Genomic DNA, 18,816 nt, shown 5'->3' with positions numbered 1-18,816 from the left:
CTGGGGGGGGCTTGTTTTAATCCCCCCCCCCACAAAAAACCCCCCCCGGGTGTTTGTTATTTCCCAACAAAAAACAAAAAAAAACCCCCCGGGGGGGCGCCCCCCCCCGGGGGGCCCCCCCCCCCCGTCGTACGCGGTTTTAGTCAGGCGTTACTTGACGATGCCCTTGTCCTTCAGCCATGCGGCTGCTGCATCCTTGGGTGCCTGCTTCTGGTCGCCGCTGACCGCACGGTTCAGGTTGATCAGGTCATCGGTGGTCAGGATCTTGGAGACGTTGTTGAGCGCTTCCTTGGCCTTGTCCGTCATCTTGGCCTCCTTGACCAGCGGCAGGACCTGCTGGGCCTTGAAGTTGTTCTTCGGGTCTTCAAGGACCACGAGGTCGTTATCTGCGATGGAAGGCGTGGTGGTGTAGATGTCGGCCACCTGGACCTTGTCCTCCAGAAGGGCTTGGAGGGTCAGGTTGCCGCCGCCGTCGCTGAAGGGCTGGAGGCCCTTGAGCTCGCAACCATAGTTGGCCTTCAGCCCCGGGAAGCCGTAGGCACGCGTTTCAAACGTTGCCGGAGCCGCCATGGTGAAGTCCTTGCAGACCTTGGCCAAGTCCTCGATGGACTTGAGCTGGTACTTCTCAGCCGTGGCCTTGGTAACCACCATGGCGTCCTTGGACTCGGCCTTCGCCGGCTCCAGGACGGCGAGTCCCTCCGGAAGCTTGCCTGGGAGGGCCTTATAAACATCCTCCGCGGAAACTTCCTTTGCTTCGGTGTCCACAAAGGAGAGCAGGTTGCCGGAGTAGTCCGGGACGAGGTCGACGGAGCCATCCTGGACGGCCTTGAAGTAGATTTCGCGCGAACCGATATTCGGCTTGGACGTGGCCGTCAGACCTGCGGCGTTGAGAGCGCCGACGTAGATCTCGGCGATGACCTGGCTCTCCGGGAAGTCGGCCGAACCGACAACCAGGGAGCCGCCGGCAGCGGAGCCGCTCGGCGCAGAGGTGGAGGGCGTGGCCAACGGGCTGCCGCCACACGCGCTCAATGCGAGGGCTACACCCAGTCCAGCTGCGAGGCCGCCGAGACCACGGCGCGTAAGGGTCATGGGAACGGGATTTTTCATGGTGTACCTCCTTGAACGGCAGCCCCTGCGGGAGCTGTGGCTGTGAGATCATCGGCCGCCTTCTGGCGGCCGCTTGAGTCGAGGGTCAGGCCGGGCGAGAGGATAAGCCTCTGCACGCCGGCAACGATAAGGTCCACGGCGATGGCCAGCCCTGCAATGAGCAACGAACCGCCGAGCATTCGGGGGAAATCCTGCAGGACAAGTCCGTCAAACAGGTAACGCCCCAGCCCACCCAGCGGCAGGTAAGCCACCACTGAAACAGTCGCGATGACCTGCAGAACCGCCGTGCGGATGCCGCCGAACATCACCTGGAGGCCATTGGGTAATTCCACCCGGAACAGGATCTGGAGTTCGGTCATGCCCATGGCCCGGGCGGCGTCCACCACGGTGGCATCGACGCTGGAGATGCCGGCGTACGTGCCTGCCAGCAGCGGCGGAACCGTAAGAATGACAAGGGCCCACACAGGCGGCATCAAGCCGGTGCCGGCGAGCAAGGCGAAAAGGACCAGCAAACCCAGTGTTGGGAGGGCGCGAAGTGCCCCGGCAACTGCAACAGCGACTACCCGGCCGCGGCCCGTGTGCCCGATGTAGAGACCGATAGGCATTGCGATGGCGGCTGCGATGAGGAGCACCAGCGCGCTGTACTGGAGGTGTTCCAGTATCCGGGTGGGAATTCCGCCGCTCCCTGTCCAGTGGGAGGGATCGGTCAGCCAGGCAATGGTCTCGGCGAAGATGTTCATGCGGATGCCCCCGGATCGGGGCGAAGGGCTGCGTGCTGGGTGGCAGGTCCTGCTTTGGGCTCGGTAACGAGGGTATTGGCATCCGGCCGGTTCGGCTTACCGCCGGCCGCCCGCGTCCAAGGAGTCAGAAGGCGCTCCAGAACCACCAGGACAGCATCCATCAGCAGTGCAAGCACCAGAATCGCGATAATACCCACCACCACTTCGGTGATAAACGTGCGCTGGAGCCCGTCGGTGAACAGGAACCCGAGATTGCCCACCCCGAGCAGCGCAGCGACGCTGACCAGAGAGATGTTGCTGACAGAGACGACCCGCAGGCCTGCAAACATCACGGGCAGCGACAACGGGAGATCCACTTGGAAGAAGCGGGCCAGGGGTTTGAAGCCCATGGCGACGGCAGCGTTGCGGAGATCGTCGTCCACGGAGTCGAAGGCGTCCATGGCCGCACGGACCAGCAAGGCGACAGCATAGATGGTCAACGCCACCACAACGTTCAGCGGATCCAGGATCCGGGTGCCCAGGACGGTGGGGAGAATGATGAACAGTGCCAGGGAGGGAATGGTGTAGAGCAACGACGTGGCCGTGGCCACGACGGACCTGAGCGTGCTGTTGCGCCTGGCCAGCTGGGCCAACGGGATGGAAATCAACAAGCCAAGGATCATGGGAATGAGGGCAAGCACCATGTGCTGGCCCGCCAGGCCCAGGACCATGCCACTGTTATTGAGGAACCACTCCATCAGGTGGCGTCCTCCCTTTGGTGGCGGACTTCTTCAATGAGCGACAGGACTTCCGGCGCCTTCAAGACCCCGGCCACCCGGCCGTCGTCGTCCACTGCAACGCCCAGCCCCGACGGCGACGACAACGCGGCATCCAAAGCACGCCTCAGGGTGTCGCCCTTGCGGAAGAGCGATCCGCCAGGGATCAACCCGGCACCATCACGGGGCGAGGACCACCCGAGCGGACGCGAATCCTCATCCACGACCAAGGCCCACTCGCCCGTTTCCCGGCCCGCGTGACGGCCATCGGAAGGACCGACCATGGTCACCGGGTGCAACGTCACAGCGTCCGCGGGGTTGAAGGCAAGGTGCCTGAAGCCGCGGTCGCGCCCCACGAAAGAGGCAACAAAGTCGTTCGCCGGTGCCCGCAGGATCTCCTCCGGCGCCGCATATTGCGCCAGCTTTCCGCCAACGGCAAAGACGGCAACTTTGTCGCCAAGAACCGTAGCTTCATCGATGTCGTGCGTGACGAAAACGATGGTCTTGGCCAGTTCCCTCTGCAGGCGCAGGAGTTCCTGCTGCAGTTCGTCCCGGACCACGGGATCCACAGCACTGAAGGGTTCGTCCATGAGCAGGACAGGCGGATCAGCAGCGAGCGCCCGGGCAACCCCGACGCGCTGCTGCTGACCACCCGAGAGTTGGGACGGGTACCGCTTGCCAAGAACGGAAGCCAGTCCGACGACGTCGAGCAGTTCCGCGGCACGTTTCCGCGCCGCTGCCTTGGGAACGCCGTTAAGCCGCGGGACGGTGGCGATGTTATCCAGCACCGAACGATGCGGCAGCAGGCCCGATGACTGCATGACGTAGCCCATTGAACGGCGGAGCTGCGCTGCAGGCACGTGCGAGACGTCCTCGCCTGCCACTGTGATGGTTCCGCTGGAGGGCTCCACCATCCGGTTGATCATGCGCAGGGATGTGGTCTTGCCACAGCCTGAAGGCCCAACGAACACCGTGATCGAGCCTTTGTCGATGGACATGCTCAGGGCGTCCACCGCCGGCTGCCCGCCCTGGTATTGCTTGGTTACGCTCTGGAACTCAATCATGGCTTCGGCCATACCCGGGCTTACCTATCTGTGGTCGAAAACATCGGTGGTCGAGAACATCGGTAGAGCCACACGATCATATGCACTCTTATTACTTGGCTGCAAAGCAATCTTCACCCAGCGTAGCCAGCCCCACCGGCGATGTCAGCGCCGCCACGTTTTCCGTAATGAATCGGCAATGTTCAGCGTTTCCTTCGTTTGCCGCCTTTCCCGGCCCGTTCCTCAGCTTGATCGTGCCTGTATCGTTCCGCCGCGCGCTGGCCCCTGCTCGCTGAGACGACCTTCTGGTGCCATTCGCGCTGGTAGGCCCGCCGCGCCGCTGCGTCATGTTTCCTGGCAAGGGCTGCCAACTCACGTTGCAATTTCTGGTAGCTTGCCCAGCGCCGGGGATCGAGGGCTTCTTCAGCCAGTGCTTCCTGAACTGCGCACCCGGGTTCGGCTTGGTGGACGCAATCCGCGAAGCGGCAACGGGTGAAGAGTTCCTCCAGGTCGCCGAACATCTCCTCCATGCCATCGTCTGCATCAAAGAGTCCAAATCCGCGGACGCCTGGGGTGTCCATCAGGACCGCGCCGCCGGACAGGGGCACCAACTCGCGTGATGTTGTGGTGTGCTTGCCTTTGCCGTCGCCAGCGCGGACCGCGCCGGTTTGTTGGACGTCCCGGCCCGCGAGGGCATTGATGAGCGTTGATTTCCCTGCGCCGGAAGGGCCAAGCAGGACCAAAGTAGCGCCAGCGGGAATGTGCTGCATCAATTCGTCGAGCCCGTCGCCCTGCTCCGCCGACGTGGTGACGACATCCACGCCGGCAGCTTGCAGGATGACTTCACCCACGACATCGTCTGCCAAGTCGGCAAGGTCCGCTTTGGTAATGACGACAAGAGGCGTGGCACCGGAATCCCATGCCGCCACGAGCGTCCGCTCAAGGCGGTTATGGGTGAGGGGACGGTCCACTGGGACGACCACCGCGACGATATCGATGTTGCTGCCCAGGATTTGTTCCTCCGAGGAAGCTTCGAAGGCGCGTTTGCGGCTGAGTGCGGAATGCCGCGGCAGGACCTCGACGACGGCAGGCTCACCTGCGTTGTTGTGGCCGAGCCATACCCAGTCTCCGGTGGCTGGCACAAGCCCGTGCAGTGGATAGGGCAGGTGCAGGAGACCCTCTGCGGATGCTACGAGCACCCGATTCCGGTCCAGGCGCACTACGCGGCCCGGGCTGGAAGTTTCCTGGGCCGCCGGCGCCGGGTGGGCAGCGAAAAGTCCCACGGTCTTGTCCGTGAAGCCGTACTCCACCGGTCCGTGAAACAGATTTTTGGGAAGTTGCTTGGTGGAACTGAAGGAAGGGTCGCTTGAAGAAGCGTAAGTATTCAATGAAATGCCTCTGGTGAGGCCCGGCCGCCTAGATTCGGCAGGCTGATGCCGGGACAAGATTGGTGGGCTGATGACGGCACGCCGCAACTGAGTGCGGGGCGCGCAAGATCGTGGCAATCATCAAAATCCACCTCCTCGGCATCCGGCCGGCAGATGAAGTGCCGGCAACGTTGTTTAGCGTAGCCAAGCGGTGACGCTTTGGCTAGTCTTTCGCGGCGCTTTCTAGCTCAGCTTCCCGTCTGCCGGGCGCTCCCGGTGCATGCGCAGTGCCGTGTCCACCAAGGACACCCGGTTGAGTTTCCCGATGTCCAGCAACGGAATCCACGCGGCGTGGGTGGTGCTGCCATCCACCTCGTGGGTCAGTTCGCCGCCCACCACCGTGGCCTCATAGACCAGGCGGAGGGCTTGGAAGTCCTTCACGGAACCGTCAGGTCTGGCCTCGCCCGGCCAGTGGCCTACATCGATGCCCAGCATGCGTTCGATGCGCGCTTGGTAGCCGGTTTCCTCGAATACCTCGCGCCTGCACCCATCCACCGGGTGTTCGGCCAGATCAAGGCCTCCGCCCGGAAGCGTCCACCCTTCTTTGCCGTCCTGCTTCCAATAGGCCAGCAGGATCTTCTCCTCCTGGACAATCACGGCGTACGCGGCTGGGCGGGTATCGAACTGCAGGCTCATGCAGCCAGCATAAATCCTTGAATCACATCGTTAGGGAAGCTCAGCGGCGGTGATGGGACCTGCTTCTTCGGGACCAAGGTCAGGCGCCTCGCGAAGCTCGACGACGGTGCCCGGCTTACCAAGCTCCAGCACCTTAATGCTGTTGCGGCCGGATTTCAGCAACGGGGCTGGCGCATAGAGGGTGACTTGTGGGCCCTTCTCCCAATACCTGCCCAGGAGGAAACCGTTGAGCCAGATGAAGCCCTTCCCGGAATCGGGCAAGGCAATGTAGGTGTCGGCCGGCTCATCTACCTCAAAGTCGGTTCCGGCCAGGGACTCCAGGTCCTCTTGCTTCCAGTCGGCGAGCGCAACGGGAGTCTGTGTCCAATGGAAGGTGTACCGCTGGTTGATGAGGACACCGCCCAGGATGCCCTTGCCCTGGCCTGTCAGGGGTCCGTAGTTGATGCGCCCCAGGTTCTCGACCAGGATGTCCAGCTTGGCTGGAATACCTGTGCCGGTAACCGTCAGGCCTTCCGCTCCAGTGACGTCGTCCAGGACGCCGGCGAAGACGCCATCCACCCAAACATAGGCACGGTCGTTCAGGCCGGTGATCTTTAGCCGGCTCTCCGTAGGAGTATCAGCCCGTCCTGGCAGGATGGCTTCGGAGCTGTACAGCACCAGGCCGGCGTCGAGTCCCAATTCTTCGAAGCTGAGTGGCTTGACGCTGCTGACCACCCCGCCTGCGTTTCCAACGAGCTCCAACAGATCCTGCCCCTCCGTCAATGGCAAGGTCTGCGCCGGAAGCACCGGGGCCCCGGCCAGCAACTCAACAGGGAGTTCGGGCAGCTCTTCAATGCCCTGCGCGCGGAAGAACTCCCGGCGGAAGGCGTGGAACTTCGGCGTGAGTGCACCGTTCTCAGCGATGGGCGCGTCGGAGTCGTAGCTGGTGACGGTCGGCTGAAGCATGGTGCCGTCATGGTTGCTGCCGGAGCTGAGGCCAAAGTTGGTTCCGCCGTGAGCCATGTAGGCGCAGATCGAACCGCCGAGATCGAGCATTTTCCGGGCTTCGAGTGCTGCGTCATCGGCGTCGCGGCGGTGGTGCAGTTCGCCCCAGTGGTCAAACCAACCGCCCCAGAACTCAACGTTGAAGAACGGCTCACCGGGCCGTCGTCGCTGCCAGGTGGCTACGGCCTCGTCGCCGCGGCTTCCCAACGTTGCCGTCGCCCAGGTGCCTTCGATGGAACCGCCGTCGAGGAAGTAGTCGTTGCCACCGTCAGCCGTAAAGAGCATCTCCGTGATACCGCGTTCCTCAAGCACCTGCCGGTTCCAGCGGATGTAATCATGGTCGTCGCCGTAGCTGCCGTACTCATTCTCGATTTGAACCGCCACCACAGGACCACCTGCAGAGCTCTGCCGCGAGGCAATGATGGGAAGGAGGTGATCGAACCACTCCTCGATGGCTGCGGTGAACACCGGGTCCATGCAGCGCAGGCCAAGGCCCGGGATGCCTGTCAGCCAGGCGGGAAAGCCGCCGTTGTCCCATTCAGCACAGATGTACGGCCCGGGACGGACGATGACGTCCAATCCTTCACCAGCTGCGACGTCAATGAACCGTCCCAGGTCGCGCCACCCGCTGAAGTCCGGAGCCTGATCGCGCTTAGGCTGGTGGAAGTTCCAGGCAACGTATGTGTCAACAGTGTTGGCGCCCATTGCCTTGAGCCGGCGCAGCCGGTCCTGCCACAGGTCCGGATGCACGCGGAAGTAGTGGATGGCTCCGGCGAGGATGCGATACGGTTCACCCGAACGGTAAAGGACGGCGTCGTGGTAGCTCAAGAGGGCGTTGTTCACACGGAACAGATTAGCTCAATTTCCAACATTTATGCACAGGTGATGAACACATGACCAATCTTGATACTTCTCCGGCACAAGAAGTGTGCCCGGCAGCTACGGAAGATCAGGGTCCGTGCGTTCAGCTGTGGCCCGAACGTGAGGTTCCCTTGGGTGGGGTTCGTGCCATGAATGTCATGAGGACGCTGCCCCAGCGCGGGCTGCCGACTGTTGGCGCATGGTGCTTCCTGGACAGCTTCGGCCCCGACAGGGTGGCCATGAGCGTCCTTCCCCATCCGCACTGTGGGCTCCAAACGGTCACCTGGCCTTTGGAAGGCGCAGTGCGGCACCGCGACAGCGTGGGCAGCGATGTCGTGGTACGGCCGGGCGAGCTGAACATCATGACAGCAGGCCATGGCATCTCACACTCGGAGTTCTCGGTCCTCCCCTCCACCACCGCGGCAGGATCAAGCCCCGAGGCGCAAGGGATTCCCGTTTCGCGTGGGCTCCAACTGTGGGTAGCCCTTCCTGAGGAGCACCGCCACCGTCCGCCGTCCTTCGAGCAGGTGAAGGACCTGCCGGTAGCAGTCGGCGAAGGCTTTACGGCCACCGTGATGGTGGGCGAATTCGCCGGCCAACGCTCCCCAGCCACCATGTTCAGCCCCATCGTTGGAGCCGATATCACGGGCTCCGGCCCACTTGAGCTGCCCGTGCGTCCGGACTTTGAACACGCAGTATTGGTGCTGGACGGCCATGTGGTCATCGACGGTCAAGACATAGAGGCCGGCCCGCTGGCCTACCTGGGGGCGGGCCGGACCAACCTTGATGTCGTAGCCGGGCCGGACACGCGGTTCATGCTCCTCGGCGGCGAACCGTTCGGCGAGGATCTGCTCATGTGGTGGAACTTCGTTGGGCGGACCCACGAGGAAGTCGAACAGGCGCGTGAGGAATGGGAAGCAGAGGGACTCCTCGACGACGACGCTGCCACCGCCTCACGCTTCGGCTTCGTCCCCGGCCATGGTCCCGATGCCGGACCGGAGGCCGGCCGCATTCCCGCTCCTCCGCTTCCCGGCGTTAGACTGCGGCCACGAACCCGCGGTTAGGCCGCTGCTAACGGCGCTGCTCGGCCACCAACCGCGGGACGCCGAACACGGGATCCTGCTGAAGTATGCGTACATCAACAATGCCGTCTTCGGCCAGCTTCGCCTTGAATGCTTCCTGCAGCCGGGGAACATTCATGCCAAGTCCGCTTCCCAGGATCACCGGCCCGTCCAGTCGCAACTGCCGAACGGCTTGCCCGGCGAGCTCGGCGAGGTCGCGGCCTGCCTGTTCCACCAAAGCCTTGCTGGTTTCGTCGCCGGTGTCGGCTGCTTCCACCACGAGGCGTGCTTGCTGCGCCCAGTACCGGCGACCCGTGTCCGGTGAGTGGAAAAGGGCGATCAGCTTACCGGGTTCGTCCACGCCGCACGAGTCCAACAACGCGCGGCTAAGCCGGTCCGGCTCCAGGCCTTGGTTCATCCGGCGCAGGCTGTGCCGGACGGCTTCCCGCCCCAGCCAGAAGCCGCTGCCTTCGTCACCCAGAAGGTATCCCCAGCCGCCTGCGCGGGCTTCCTCTCCGGCGTCGTTTTTTCCCCACGCCGCTGAGCCGGTCCCCGCAATGACCGCTACTCCCGTGCTGGCTCCGCCGGCTGCCAGCAGCAAACGTGAGTCGTGAACCACCGTGATGCGGGCGCCGGGGGCATGGGGCGCGATCAGCTCGGCGAGCGCCTGGGCGTCCTGGTCAGTATCGATCCCCCCTGCACCGGCGTACACCTCGTCAACGTGTCCGCCACCGACCTTCGCGAACAATTCAGCGAGGTTGGCCGCGGCCTGCTCCCGGCTGACATTTTGCACGTTGGAACTGCCGGCACTTTCGTCTACGACCGGCAAACCATTTTCAAAGCGCACGCCGCGTGTTTTCGTACCGCCGATGTCGAGCCCGATGACGGTTCCGGGCACGGCTTCCGTATCGGCGAGGGAATGCTGGGCAGAGTCAGGATTGTTCACCGTGACAGACTAGCTTGGAGCGTCCGGAGGAGAAACCGCACATGCCCGAATCCCTGTTTGGTACAGCGTTTATTGCAGCCCCCATGGCCGGGGGAACGTCCACGCCCGCGTTGGTGCAGGCAGTTCATGAGGGCGGCGGTCTGGGTTTCCTCGCCGCAGGCTACAAAAGCCCGGAGGCGATGGTTGCCGAGATCACGGCGACGCGGGCCCTCAACGCCCCCTTTGGCATGAACGTCTTTGTGCCTGATGCCCGCCAACTCGCGCCCAGCCAGGCTGAGCAGGCGCGGCTTCAGGCCTACCGGGCAGAGCTGGAACCCGATGCGGCGCGCTACGGGGTGGGCCTGCCGCCCCTCCGCCTTGACGACGACGATGCCTGGCAGGACAAGATCGATGTTTTGCTGGCCAATCCCGTGGAGTTCGTCAGTTTCGCTTTCGGCCTGCCTGGGAAGCCGGTGGTGGCCGCGCTCCGGAAGGCCGGAACCGCCGTCATTTGCAGCGTCACCAGTGTCCGGGAAGCCCTGGCCGCTGCCGAGGAGGGACCGGACGCCCTCGCCGTCCAGCACCGCTCAGCGGGCGCACACTCAGCGGCCTTCCTGCCGGGCGGTAAGGAATCAGCCGGAACCCCGGCAGCCCGGACGACGGCGGAACTGGTCACCCAAGTGCGTGCCGCCGTCGGGCTTCCGCTGATCGCGGCAGGTGCCATCATGGACGGCCCGGGGTTGCGTGATGTGCTGGACGCCGGCGCGTCAGCCGCGCAAATCGGGACTGCCCTGGTTCGGACCCACGAAAGCGGCGCCCGGCAGCTGCACAAGGATGCTTTGGGTGATCCCGCGTTTACTGAAACGGCCATGACCCGCGCCTTCACCGGACGTTTGGCCCGATCGCTGGTCAACGACTTCGTCCGCGACCATCAGGATGCTCCGGAAGGCTACCCGGCAATCCATCACCTCACGGCACCGGTGCGGGCAGCCTCGTCCGCAGCCGGTGATCCACAGCGCCTGAATCTGTGGGCGGGCACCGGCTGGCGGTTGGCCCGTGAAGGATCGGCGAAAGACGTCGTCAGGGAGTACCTGAGCGGGCTCTGACAAGTTCGGCCAGCAACTCTCCGCCCTCCGAGATGACGAGTTCGCGGAAGAGCCGAACGGCGTCGGGTTCGAAACTTCTCTCCCGCCAGGCGATACCAATTTGCCGGAACGCCAACTCGGACTCAATCGCCACTTCGACGAGCCCGAGTTCGGCCTTCGGAAGAAATTGGCCGGTACCTGAGCCGGGACCCGCAGGCGGAAGGATGCTGAACCCGAGGCCGGCCGAAACCAGGCCCCTGGCGGAGGTGGACTCCTGGACTTCGAAGGCAATCCTTGGGCGGAAGCCTGCTTCACGCAGGAGTGCTTCCCCCAAGGCCCGCAGCCCAACACCGGCTGGAAGTGTCACGTAGGGATCGTGCCGCAATTCTGAGAGATGCAGGCTGGACCGCCCTGCCAGCGGATGCCGGTAGTGCAGGACCACCCTGAGCGGCTCGCGGTAGAGCGGCAGGGAGTGGATGCCCCTGCCTTCGGGTGCGATCGGCGCAATCAAGGCAAAATCGCTGTCCCCGCTGGCCAATTGTTGCAGGCAGTCGTCGCGGGGACCCTGCCAGAGCTCGAACACCGCATGGGGGTGGCGGCCGCGAAATGCGCTGATGAGCAGGGGAAGAGTCGCCTCACCAAAAGTGTGTTGGAAGGACACTCCGATTCGTCCACGGACTACGTCCGACTCGTGCCTGACCCGGTCAAGGCCGGCTTGGAAGTCCTCCAGCGCGGCTTCTATGTAGGGCAGCAGGGTCCTGGCGGCGGAAGTAAGACGGATCCCCCTGCCCTCGCGCACCAGCAGGTCCATCCCCACAATGGCACTGGCCCGTGCCACCGCCCGGCTGACCGTTGACTGGGGAACACCAAGGATCTCCGCGGTTTCCGTCATATGTTCCGTGCGGCCAAGTTCAGCCAGAACGGGAAGGAGCGGAAGGAGTTGGATGAGTTGGTGGTGGTCCGGCTCCACGGTCGTCTCCCTTCAGCAGTGATCCCTGCCTGCAGATCTCCCACTATTCATGCTCTATTGCATCAATTCTAGACGACTCATGCATTGGAATGTGGTGTCCGGCGAGGCCTAATCTTGCCGGGTGAGTAAAGCAATCGCCTTGGGCAGCGCAGAAACATGGGACGGGCACGCCAAGGGGTCGCGCGGCTACAGCCGGGTGCTCGCCGCTTTGGCGCTTGCCGGCGTTGCCACCTTTGCACAGCTGTATTCCACCCAGGCTGTCCTGCCCCTCATGGCCAGCGACCTCAACATCACAGCAGCCGAAGCCGCCCTCAGTATCTCCCTCGCCACCGTGGGCCTTGCCATCACTGTCCTGCCATGGTCTTTCGTGGCCGACAGGATTGGGCGGGTCCGTGCCATGGCCATAGGCATCGCGGCCGCGACGCTCCTGGGGCTGTTGGTTCCGCTGGCCCCCACTGTGCCGCTGCTGCTGGGCCTCCGAACCTTGGAGGGCATGGCCTTGGGTGGAATTCCTGCCATAGCCATCGCCTACCTCAACGAGGAAGTCACGAAAATACACACCGCGTTGGCGGCTGGAACCTACGTTGCCGGCACCACCTTGGGAGGGCTGGCGGGACGCCTTGTGGCCGGACCCGTGGGCGAGCTCTGGGGCTGGCGGGCCGCGGCCCTGGCAGTGTCCCTGCTGGCCACTGTGTCCGCAGTCCTGTTCCTGGTCCTCGTTCCCAAGCAACGCCGCTTCAGCCCGGCCCCGGCACTGGGATTCCGCGGCGCCCTCCGGACCCTGAAGGGACACTCCAGCAACCCCAAGCTGGTGTCGTTGTACTTACAGGCTTTCCTCCTCATGGGCGGCTTCGTGGCCGTGTACAACTACCTGGGCTTTCGCTTGCATGCCGAACCCTTCGGACTTCCCGCCACGGTTGTCAGCCTCATCTTCCTTGCCTACTTGTCCGGAACCGTCAGCTCACGCTGGGCTGCGGGGCTGACCACGAGATTTGGCAGGCGCAACGTCCTGGTGGCCGGGATCGCCGTCATGTCGGCAGGCCTGGCGTTGACGTTGGTGGAGAACCTGGCAGCCACCCTGGCCGGGCTTGTCATCTTCACAGGCGGCTTCTTTGCAGCCCACAGCGTGGGATCTGGCTGGACCGGAGCAATCGCTACTACTGGCCGCGCGCAGGCAGCGTCCCTGTACAACCTGTCCTACTACCTGGGTTCGAGCCTTATTGGATGGGCCGGCGGTTTGGCCTTCCAGGCGTTTGGCTGGCCTGCGTTGGCTTTGAGCGTCATCGCCCTCTCATGCACGACGGCGGCCGTCACCTTGATAGTGCACCGGAGGCCCTAACACCCCGGCTGATATCAACGGTCCTGCCCCTACAATCAGAGGCATGACACAGGTCACGAAACCCCGCGAACTGTCGTCACCGGAGCGTTTGCAGGCGTTTACGGATGCCGTGGTGGCGATTGCTTTGACGTTGTTGATCCTTCCGCTGATGGATAGCGTGGGTGAGTTGGCGGACCACGATGGCACTACGGCCCAATGGTTGGCCGAGGAGCAGTACGCCTTACTGGGCTTCGTCCTGAGCTTTGTCCTCATTGCCGTGTTCTGGGTGCACCACCACCGACTGTTCCACAAAGTCCGGCGCATTGACTCCGGACTGTTGTGGTTGACGGTTGCTTGGATGTTCACGATCGTGCTGATGCCCGTCGCTACCTCGCTGTCCACCCAACTGCAATCCGACTGGGCCCAGCCCCTTGTCTACATCGGAACGCTTTTCGCTACCAGCCTTATGCTCCTTCTGGCGCGCGTCCACCTGCGGTCCCACCCGGATCTGCACGACATGGATGCCGCTGAAACGACGTCAGGGATCCGGGCAGGCGGCATAGTGTCCGGGCTATTCCTTGCGGCTCTTGTTGTGGCCTTAGCCGTTCCGACCGCCGGCAACTTCCCCCTGTTGCTGATGCTTCTCAGCGAGCCGCTCCAACTCCTGGCCAACCGGGGAGACCGGCGGGCCCGCCCCAAACGATAGTCACCTGAAGAATTCACCGATTAGGATGGATGAAAGGCAATTTCAGGAGGATCCGTGAGCAACCCCACGAAGAATGTTCGGTCAAGCACCGGCAGCGCAGAGCCGCTGGACGCGATCGACGAACGAATCCTCGCAGCGTTGGTGGACGACGCCCGTATCTCCAACAAGCAGTTGGCGGAGCTGGTCGGTATCGCCCCTTCCACGGCCCTGATGCGGACCAGGGCGCTCTCCGAACGGGGAATCATCGAAGGCTTTGAAGCCGTCTTGAGCCTGCCGGCCATCGGCCGTTCGGTACAGGCCCTCATCGCCGTTCGCCTTCGCGCCCACGACCGCGACCAAATCGACCGCTTTACTGCCCGCGTCCCTAAACTCCCGGCGGTCATCTCCACCTTCCACACCACCGGTTCCGTGGACTACCTGCTCCATATCGCCGTCGCCAACACTGACGACCTCCGAAACTGGCTCCTCGACAACCTCGCCACTGACCCCGTGGTGGGTCACACGGAAACCACCATGGTTTTCCAGCACATACCCGGCAACCGTGGACCGCTGCCCGAATAGGGCCGGGAATCAGGAACGCACTACGCGTCGAAACGAGACGGCCGCAAGGACCATCGCCGCCACGCCGCACAGAACCGTGAAACCCACGACGGCGGCCTGCAGACCGAGCGCCGAGACAGCCAGTCCCAGCCCGATCACCGGAACGGCGCTTCCCAAGTAAGTGATGACATAGACGGTGCTGATGACCTGCGCGTGGCGCGCAGCCTCAACCTTGCCGGCAACTTCATTGAAGACCTGCCGGAACGCAATGCCCTGTCCCACGCCTGCGGTGATGCTGGCTGCCACCAGCAGCCATGGGCTTGACCATGCGGCCGCTGCTCCGATGAGAACCACGGAGGAGCCCAGAACCACCAAGGCCAGGGGAACAACAAAGCGTCCGCGCGTACCCAGCAGCTGGCTCAGCGCGGAAGCACCCAAAGTGACCCCTGCAAGCAAGCCAATGAGGGGCCTCGAATCAGCCTGCACCACGCTGGCGAAGTAGCCCGGCGCCAAGGAAAGGCAGAAGCCGAAGACGGCGAAGCTGAGGAATCCCGTGGCCGCTGCCATCCAGAATGCTCCGCGGGCGTCACGCGAGATGGACGGCCTCCGCGGAGCGAGGACTTTCAGGGGCTTCGGTCCTCCCGCGGGTGCAATGGCTGGCCGCGCCTTCAAAAGCCACAAGGGAACCAGCGCTGCAAGCAACACTGCCGAGTGAACGTAGTAGGGAGTTCGCGTCGAGTCCGGCAGGAGTGATAAGAGGCCGCCGATTGCGGGACCGGCGGCCACGCCTCCGGCAGAGGACAGAAGGGTAAAGCGGGAGGCCCAGTCGGGCCGCTGGGGCAGCAATTCACGCAGGGCTGCGGCGCTGGCTCCTGTCGCAAGTCCAACTGCTGCTCCTTGGAAAGCCCGGCCCAAGGACAATGACACCAAGGTGTCCGCGTTGGCGAAAATCACTCCGCCCACCAAGCCAACCAAGACAGCCAGCACCAGCGCCGCACGGCGTCCGATGTGGTCCGACCAGTGGCCCGCCACCATGAGGACGCCTACCAAGGCAAGGACGTAGCTTGAGAAGGCCACCGTCACGTCAAGCGAGGACAGGCCAAGCCTGGCCTGGAGCAGGGGGTACAAGGGTGTGGCCAGGTTGGCGCCAACCAGGAGCGTAAAGATCACAACCCCCGTCAGGACCAGCCGGGCAGTGGTGGAGGCATCCCATCCCCAGCGTTCGGCGGTGGCCGGACGCATGCGGAGTTCGCTCAAGACAGTCATTTCCATGCCTTCGGGCTCGGTCGCCGGTTTCGGTTTTCCTTGTGGGAAGCGCAGTCCGGCTAAGTATTGATGGCAATAGAATGCAATAGTGCTGAGCTCAAAGAGCTGCAAAAGTGCAAGGATTGAGCAAAATACTCAAAGTAGTAAGCGACAAATGAGCTGGAGTGACCATTTGAACACCCTCGACCCAATGGACCTGAAGATCCTGCTGGAACTCATTAGGGAACCCCGCATCCAGATCGCTGAGTTGAGCGACGCCCTGGGCATAGCCCGCAATACCGCCCAGAGCCGCGTGAAGCGCCTTCTTCGGACCGGAGTGCTGCAGGCGGCCGGCCGTGAAGTGGACCTCGAAAAGGTGGGGTACGACGTCGTTGCCTTCGTCACGATTGAAGTCACCCACCGGGAACTCGACGGCGTCATTGGCGCCTTACGCCTGATCCCCCAAGTGCTGGAGGTCCACGAGATATCAGGGCGCGGCGATCTGTGGTGCCGGGTGGTGGCAACGGACACGCACAACCTGCAGTCGGCGTTACGCTCGGTCCTGCGCACCAAGGGTGTCATCCGGACAGAAACAGTTCTGGCCCTGCATACGCATATCCCGTACCGCACTGAGCCGCTCATCGAAAGGATGTCCGCAGCCCCAACACGCCCCAGGCAGGAGAGCCAGAGCACCGGCCCGCAGGCCCGAACGGACTAGGATTTCAGGCATGGATTGGCTCTCACACATCTCCCAGATCAACTGGTTCGCTGTACTTCTGGCTTTCGTTTCAAGCATGGTCATCGGCTTCGTCTGGTACATGCCGGCCGTCCTTGGACGCAGGTGGATGCAGGCGATCGGCAAGACCGAAGACGACCTCAAAAACATCGAAGGTGGCGCCGGCATCTGGGTTCCCATGATGGTGGCCGCGGCCCTGACCAGCATTCTCCTGGCTGTCCTTATCAGCGCGCTGGAGCTCAACACTTTCTGGGCCGGCGGTTTCTTCGCGCTGATCGCGGCCTTGGTATTCCGCGCCGGCGGCCATGTCATTCACAACGGCTTCGCCGGGCGCCCCGCCGCTGTGACAGTGATCGATTCCGGCCACGACCTCGTGGCCATGACCGTTGCGGGCGCCATCATCGGAGCCATGCAGTAGCGTTCACCCAGTGACCATCATCGATAACGCCGTATATGTAGACGGCGTCCGCACCGCCACCCCGCACAGCCTCGAGCAAACGTTCGAAACACTGGCCGAACATGGTGGCATGGCCTGGATCGGCCTGTATCGGCCCACGAAGGACGAGATGGCCGCCGTCGCCCAGGAATTCGACCTCCACGAGCTTGCCGTTGAGGACGCTGTTTCTGCACACCAGCGGCCCAAGCTCGAACGGTACGACCACAACCTGTTCACTGTTCTCCGCCCAGCCAGATACCTCGATGAAACCGAGACTGTGGAGTTCGGCGAGTTGCACGTCTTCACCGGACCAAATTTTGTGGTGACCATCCGGCACGCTGAAACCGGTGGAGTCGCCCGGGTCCGCCACCGGCTGGAGACGCGTCCGGATCTGCTCTGCCATGGACCTGAAGCCGTGCTCTACGCCCTCCTGGACCAGGTAGTGGACGACTATGCGCCAGTGGTGGCGGGCCTTGAGAACGACATCGACGAAATCGAAGACCAACTCTTCAGCGGCGACAGCACCGTGTCGCGTCGGATCTACGAGCTCGCCCGTGAAGTGATCCAGTTCCAGCGGGCCATCCAGCCGCTTCCGGACATGATGGCGCTGCTGGAAAAGGGCTTCGAAAAGTATGGCGTGGATATCGAGTTGCAGCGTTCCCTTCGCGACGTCGAGGATCACGTTCAGCGCGTCATCTCACGGGTGAACTCGTTCAGGGATCTGTTGCAGAACGCCCTCACATTGGATGGCACGCTGACCGCGAACCGGCAGAACGAGGCCAGTGCTGCGCAGAACGAACAGGTCAAGAAGATCTCCTCCTGGGCTGCCATCCTCTTTGCGCCGTCGTTTGTGGCAGGCGTGTACGGCATGAACTTCGACCATATGCCCGAGCTGCATTGGGACTTCGGCTATCCCTTGGCGGTGGGACTCATGGTCGGCGCCGCACTGCTGATGTATGCCATCTTCAAACGCAAAGGGTGGCTGTGACGCCTCTCTTGAGGCCTGCTCCGCGTACGGCGCGGGACATTGCCGGGACTTTGGTGGCCGGCATGGAGCACGACGCCGGGCGGTCGGGTTTCGAGCTTGAGCCCAGCCAGCGGAAAGCAGCTGAGCTCTTGGCGGCTTTCGCCGCCCAAGTGACCGGCCGGCGTCGTGCGCTCTCAAGGAGGACGCCGCGAAGCCTCTACCTCCACGGGCCGGTGGGCCGCGGAAAGACCTGGCTGATGGATAGCTTCTACGGACGGCTGGAGGCACGGAAGAGGCGTGTCCATTTCCACGACTTCTTCCGCAAGCTCCACTCCGGGACACACGGCTTCGAGCCCGGCAACGGAACGGCCATCCAGCAGTCGGTGGACTCCCTGCTGGATGACATCGATGTGCTCTTTTTCGATGAGTTCCACGTCCATGACGTCGGCGATGGCATGTTCATTGCCCGGTTGTTACGGGCCGCAGCCCAGCGCCGGATCCCCTTGGTGGTGACCTCGAACTACGCCCCGGACGACCTCCTGCCCAATCCCCTCTGGCATGACCACTTCGTACCCACCATTGAAGCCATCAAGGAGATGATGGACGTCGTGGAGATCAATGGTGCCTCGGATTTCCGCCGCTTTCCTACTCCCGGAACCGGTCCGGCCACAGGATTTGAGGCTTTTCGCGCCGGACGCATCATCTCCCCCGGCACACCAACGCAGTTGGGGCGCCTTGGCCTCTTCCGGCCCCAGCCCTCACAGAGCCGGATCGTGAGCCCCACCACGCAGCCATTGCTTGTCAAAAACTCAGACGCCGACTTGCTCTGGGTCGGTTTTGAGGAGCTTTGCGGCGGGCTGACGTCAACATCGGACTTCCTGGTTTTGGCCGATACCTATAGGACGTGGGTCATTGACGACGTTCCTTCGCCGGAAGATGGTGATTCGGCATCCGCACCGGCATGGCAGCGGTTCAGCAATGTGGTGGATGTGCTCCACGACCAGGACATCACGCTGTTTCTGGTCGGGGCGGGGCCTTTGAACTGGGATATCGATGTCCCGGGCAGTGTCCTGCCCGTTGATTTGGCGCGTATTGCCAGCCGTTTGTCCCTTCTGGGACGTTCAGACCCGGACGATGCTGTGTCAATGGAAGAGGGGGGGGGGGGCCGCGCCGGAGCGGGGCCGGGGGGGGCGAAAAAATGGGGGGGGGTGGGGGGTTTAAAAAAAACCCCCCCCCCCCCCGCCCGCGCCGGGGGGAGGCGGCCCCCACCCCCA

19 protein-coding genes are annotated in these 18,816 nt (G+C 63.3%); 9 read left to right on the top strand and 10 right to left on the bottom strand.

Features of this window, described 5'->3' with window-relative positions; all coding sequences use genetic code 11:
- Positions 1-150: 150 nt before the first annotated feature.
- The 7 genes from LN996_RS20510 to LN996_RS20480 form a co-directional block, all read right to left on the bottom strand.
- Positions 151-1,107: an ABC transporter substrate-binding protein gene (locus tag LN996_RS20510; RefSeq protein ID WP_231342639.1), complete on the bottom strand. Its 957-nt coding sequence runs from the start codon at positions 1,105-1,107 to the stop codon at positions 151-153.
- Complete coding sequence (locus LN996_RS20505) at positions 1,104-1,847, bottom strand: ABC transporter permease (RefSeq protein WP_231342638.1); 744 nt, start codon at positions 1,845-1,847, stop codon at positions 1,104-1,106. The genes LN996_RS20510 and LN996_RS20505 overlap by 4 nt, the downstream gene beginning before the upstream one ends.
- The gene (locus tag LN996_RS20500; RefSeq protein ID WP_231342637.1) at positions 1,844-2,584 is read right to left on the bottom strand and encodes an ABC transporter permease; all 741 of its coding nucleotides are present in this window, start codon (positions 2,582-2,584) and stop codon (positions 1,844-1,846) included. The genes LN996_RS20505 and LN996_RS20500 overlap by 4 nt, the downstream gene beginning before the upstream one ends.
- The gene (locus tag LN996_RS20495; protein WP_269215863.1) at positions 2,584-3,678 is read right to left on the bottom strand and encodes an ABC transporter ATP-binding protein; all 1,095 of its coding nucleotides are present in this window, start codon (positions 3,676-3,678) and stop codon (positions 2,584-2,586) included. Before LN996_RS20495 ends, LN996_RS20500 begins: the two co-directional genes overlap by 1 nt.
- Before the next feature lie 170 nt (positions 3,679-3,848).
- Positions 3,849-5,033, bottom strand: coding sequence for a ribosome small subunit-dependent GTPase A (rsgA, locus tag LN996_RS20490; protein ID WP_231342634.1), 1,185 nt, complete (start codon positions 5,031-5,033; stop codon positions 3,849-3,851).
- Positions 5,034-5,255: 222 nt separating this feature from the next.
- Positions 5,256-5,708: an NUDIX hydrolase gene (locus tag LN996_RS20485; RefSeq protein ID WP_231342629.1), complete on the bottom strand. Its 453-nt coding sequence runs from the start codon at positions 5,706-5,708 to the stop codon at positions 5,256-5,258.
- Between the two features lie 30 nt (positions 5,709-5,738).
- Positions 5,739-7,535 (bottom strand): beta-galactosidase family protein, encoded by a 1,797-nt coding sequence (locus LN996_RS20480; protein ID WP_231342626.1) that lies wholly within the window; start codon positions 7,533-7,535, stop codon positions 5,739-5,741.
- 50 nt (positions 7,536-7,585) lie between these two features.
- Between LN996_RS20480 and LN996_RS20475 the strand changes: the two genes are divergently transcribed.
- Positions 7,586-8,617: a pirin family protein gene (locus LN996_RS20475; protein ID WP_231342624.1), complete on the top strand. Its 1,032-nt coding sequence runs from the start codon at positions 7,586-7,588 to the stop codon at positions 8,615-8,617.
- A 7-nt stretch (positions 8,618-8,624) separates the two neighbouring features.
- On the opposite strand, the gene LN996_RS20470 is transcribed toward LN996_RS20475, so the two are convergent.
- Positions 8,625-9,560 carry a BadF/BadG/BcrA/BcrD ATPase family protein gene (locus LN996_RS20470; protein WP_231342623.1) on the bottom strand — a complete coding sequence of 312 codons (936 nt, stop codon included), beginning with the start codon at positions 9,558-9,560 and terminating at the stop codon, positions 8,625-8,627.
- A 41-nt stretch (positions 9,561-9,601) separates the two neighbouring features.
- Here LN996_RS20470 and LN996_RS20465 point away from each other — a divergent pair, with 41 nt between their 5' ends.
- Positions 9,602-10,645 (top strand): nitronate monooxygenase, encoded by a 1,044-nt coding sequence (locus tag LN996_RS20465; RefSeq protein WP_231342619.1) that lies wholly within the window; start codon positions 9,602-9,604, stop codon positions 10,643-10,645.
- Here LN996_RS20465 and LN996_RS20460 read toward each other — a convergent pair.
- Positions 10,620-11,594 carry a LysR family transcriptional regulator gene (locus LN996_RS20460; protein WP_231342615.1) on the bottom strand — a complete coding sequence of 325 codons (975 nt, stop codon included), beginning with the start codon at positions 11,592-11,594 and terminating at the stop codon, positions 10,620-10,622. The two genes, LN996_RS20465 and LN996_RS20460, sit on opposite strands and share 26 nt — an antisense overlap.
- A gap of 121 nt (positions 11,595-11,715) precedes the next feature.
- Here LN996_RS20460 and LN996_RS20455 point away from each other — a divergent pair, with 121 nt between their 5' ends.
- Genes LN996_RS20455 through LN996_RS20445 form a run of 3 tightly spaced genes read left to right on the top strand, consistent with a single transcriptional unit; the run spans position 11,716 to position 14,179 of the window.
- On the top strand, positions 11,716-12,933 hold the full coding sequence (locus tag LN996_RS20455; RefSeq protein WP_231342614.1) for an MFS transporter: 1,218 nt from the start codon (positions 11,716-11,718) through the stop codon (positions 12,931-12,933).
- 43 nt (positions 12,934-12,976) lie between these two features.
- Positions 12,977-13,618 (top strand): TMEM175 family protein, encoded by a 642-nt coding sequence (locus LN996_RS20450; protein ID WP_231342613.1) that lies wholly within the window; start codon positions 12,977-12,979, stop codon positions 13,616-13,618.
- Between the two features lie 54 nt (positions 13,619-13,672).
- A complete protein-coding gene (locus LN996_RS20445; protein ID WP_011775479.1) occupies positions 13,673-14,179 on the top strand; it encodes an Lrp/AsnC family transcriptional regulator in 507 nt (168 codons plus the stop codon).
- A 9-nt stretch (positions 14,180-14,188) separates the two neighbouring features.
- On the opposite strand, the gene LN996_RS20440 is transcribed toward LN996_RS20445, so the two are convergent.
- Positions 14,189-15,424 (bottom strand): MFS transporter, encoded by a 1,236-nt coding sequence (locus LN996_RS20440; RefSeq protein ID WP_231342612.1) that lies wholly within the window; start codon positions 15,422-15,424, stop codon positions 14,189-14,191.
- Between the two features lie 154 nt (positions 15,425-15,578).
- Between LN996_RS20440 and LN996_RS20435 the strand changes: the two genes are divergently transcribed.
- The 4 genes from LN996_RS20435 to zapE all read left to right on the top strand — a co-directional run.
- A complete protein-coding gene (locus tag LN996_RS20435; protein ID WP_231342611.1) occupies positions 15,579-16,121 on the top strand; it encodes an Lrp/AsnC family transcriptional regulator in 543 nt (180 codons plus the stop codon).
- A 10-nt stretch (positions 16,122-16,131) separates the two neighbouring features.
- A complete protein-coding gene (locus LN996_RS20430) occupies positions 16,132-16,557 on the top strand; it encodes a DUF1761 domain-containing protein (protein WP_231342608.1) in 426 nt (141 codons plus the stop codon).
- A gap of 10 nt (positions 16,558-16,567) precedes the next feature.
- Entirely contained in the window at positions 16,568-17,563 is a 996-nt protein-coding gene (gene corA, locus LN996_RS20425; protein ID WP_231342607.1) for a magnesium/cobalt transporter CorA, read from the top strand.
- On the top strand, positions 17,560-18,816 hold a 1,257-nt coding region (gene zapE / locus LN996_RS20420), incomplete at its 3' end, for a cell division protein ZapE (RefSeq protein WP_231342605.1). The genes corA and zapE, both read left to right, overlap by 4 nt.

This window comes from Arthrobacter sp. AK01, from assembly GCF_021109375.1.
Lineage (GTDB): Bacteria > Actinomycetota > Actinomycetes > Actinomycetales > Micrococcaceae > Arthrobacter.
The sequence above is the reverse complement of the archived record's forward strand: the minus strand, read 5'-3'. Positions and strand labels throughout refer to the sequence as shown.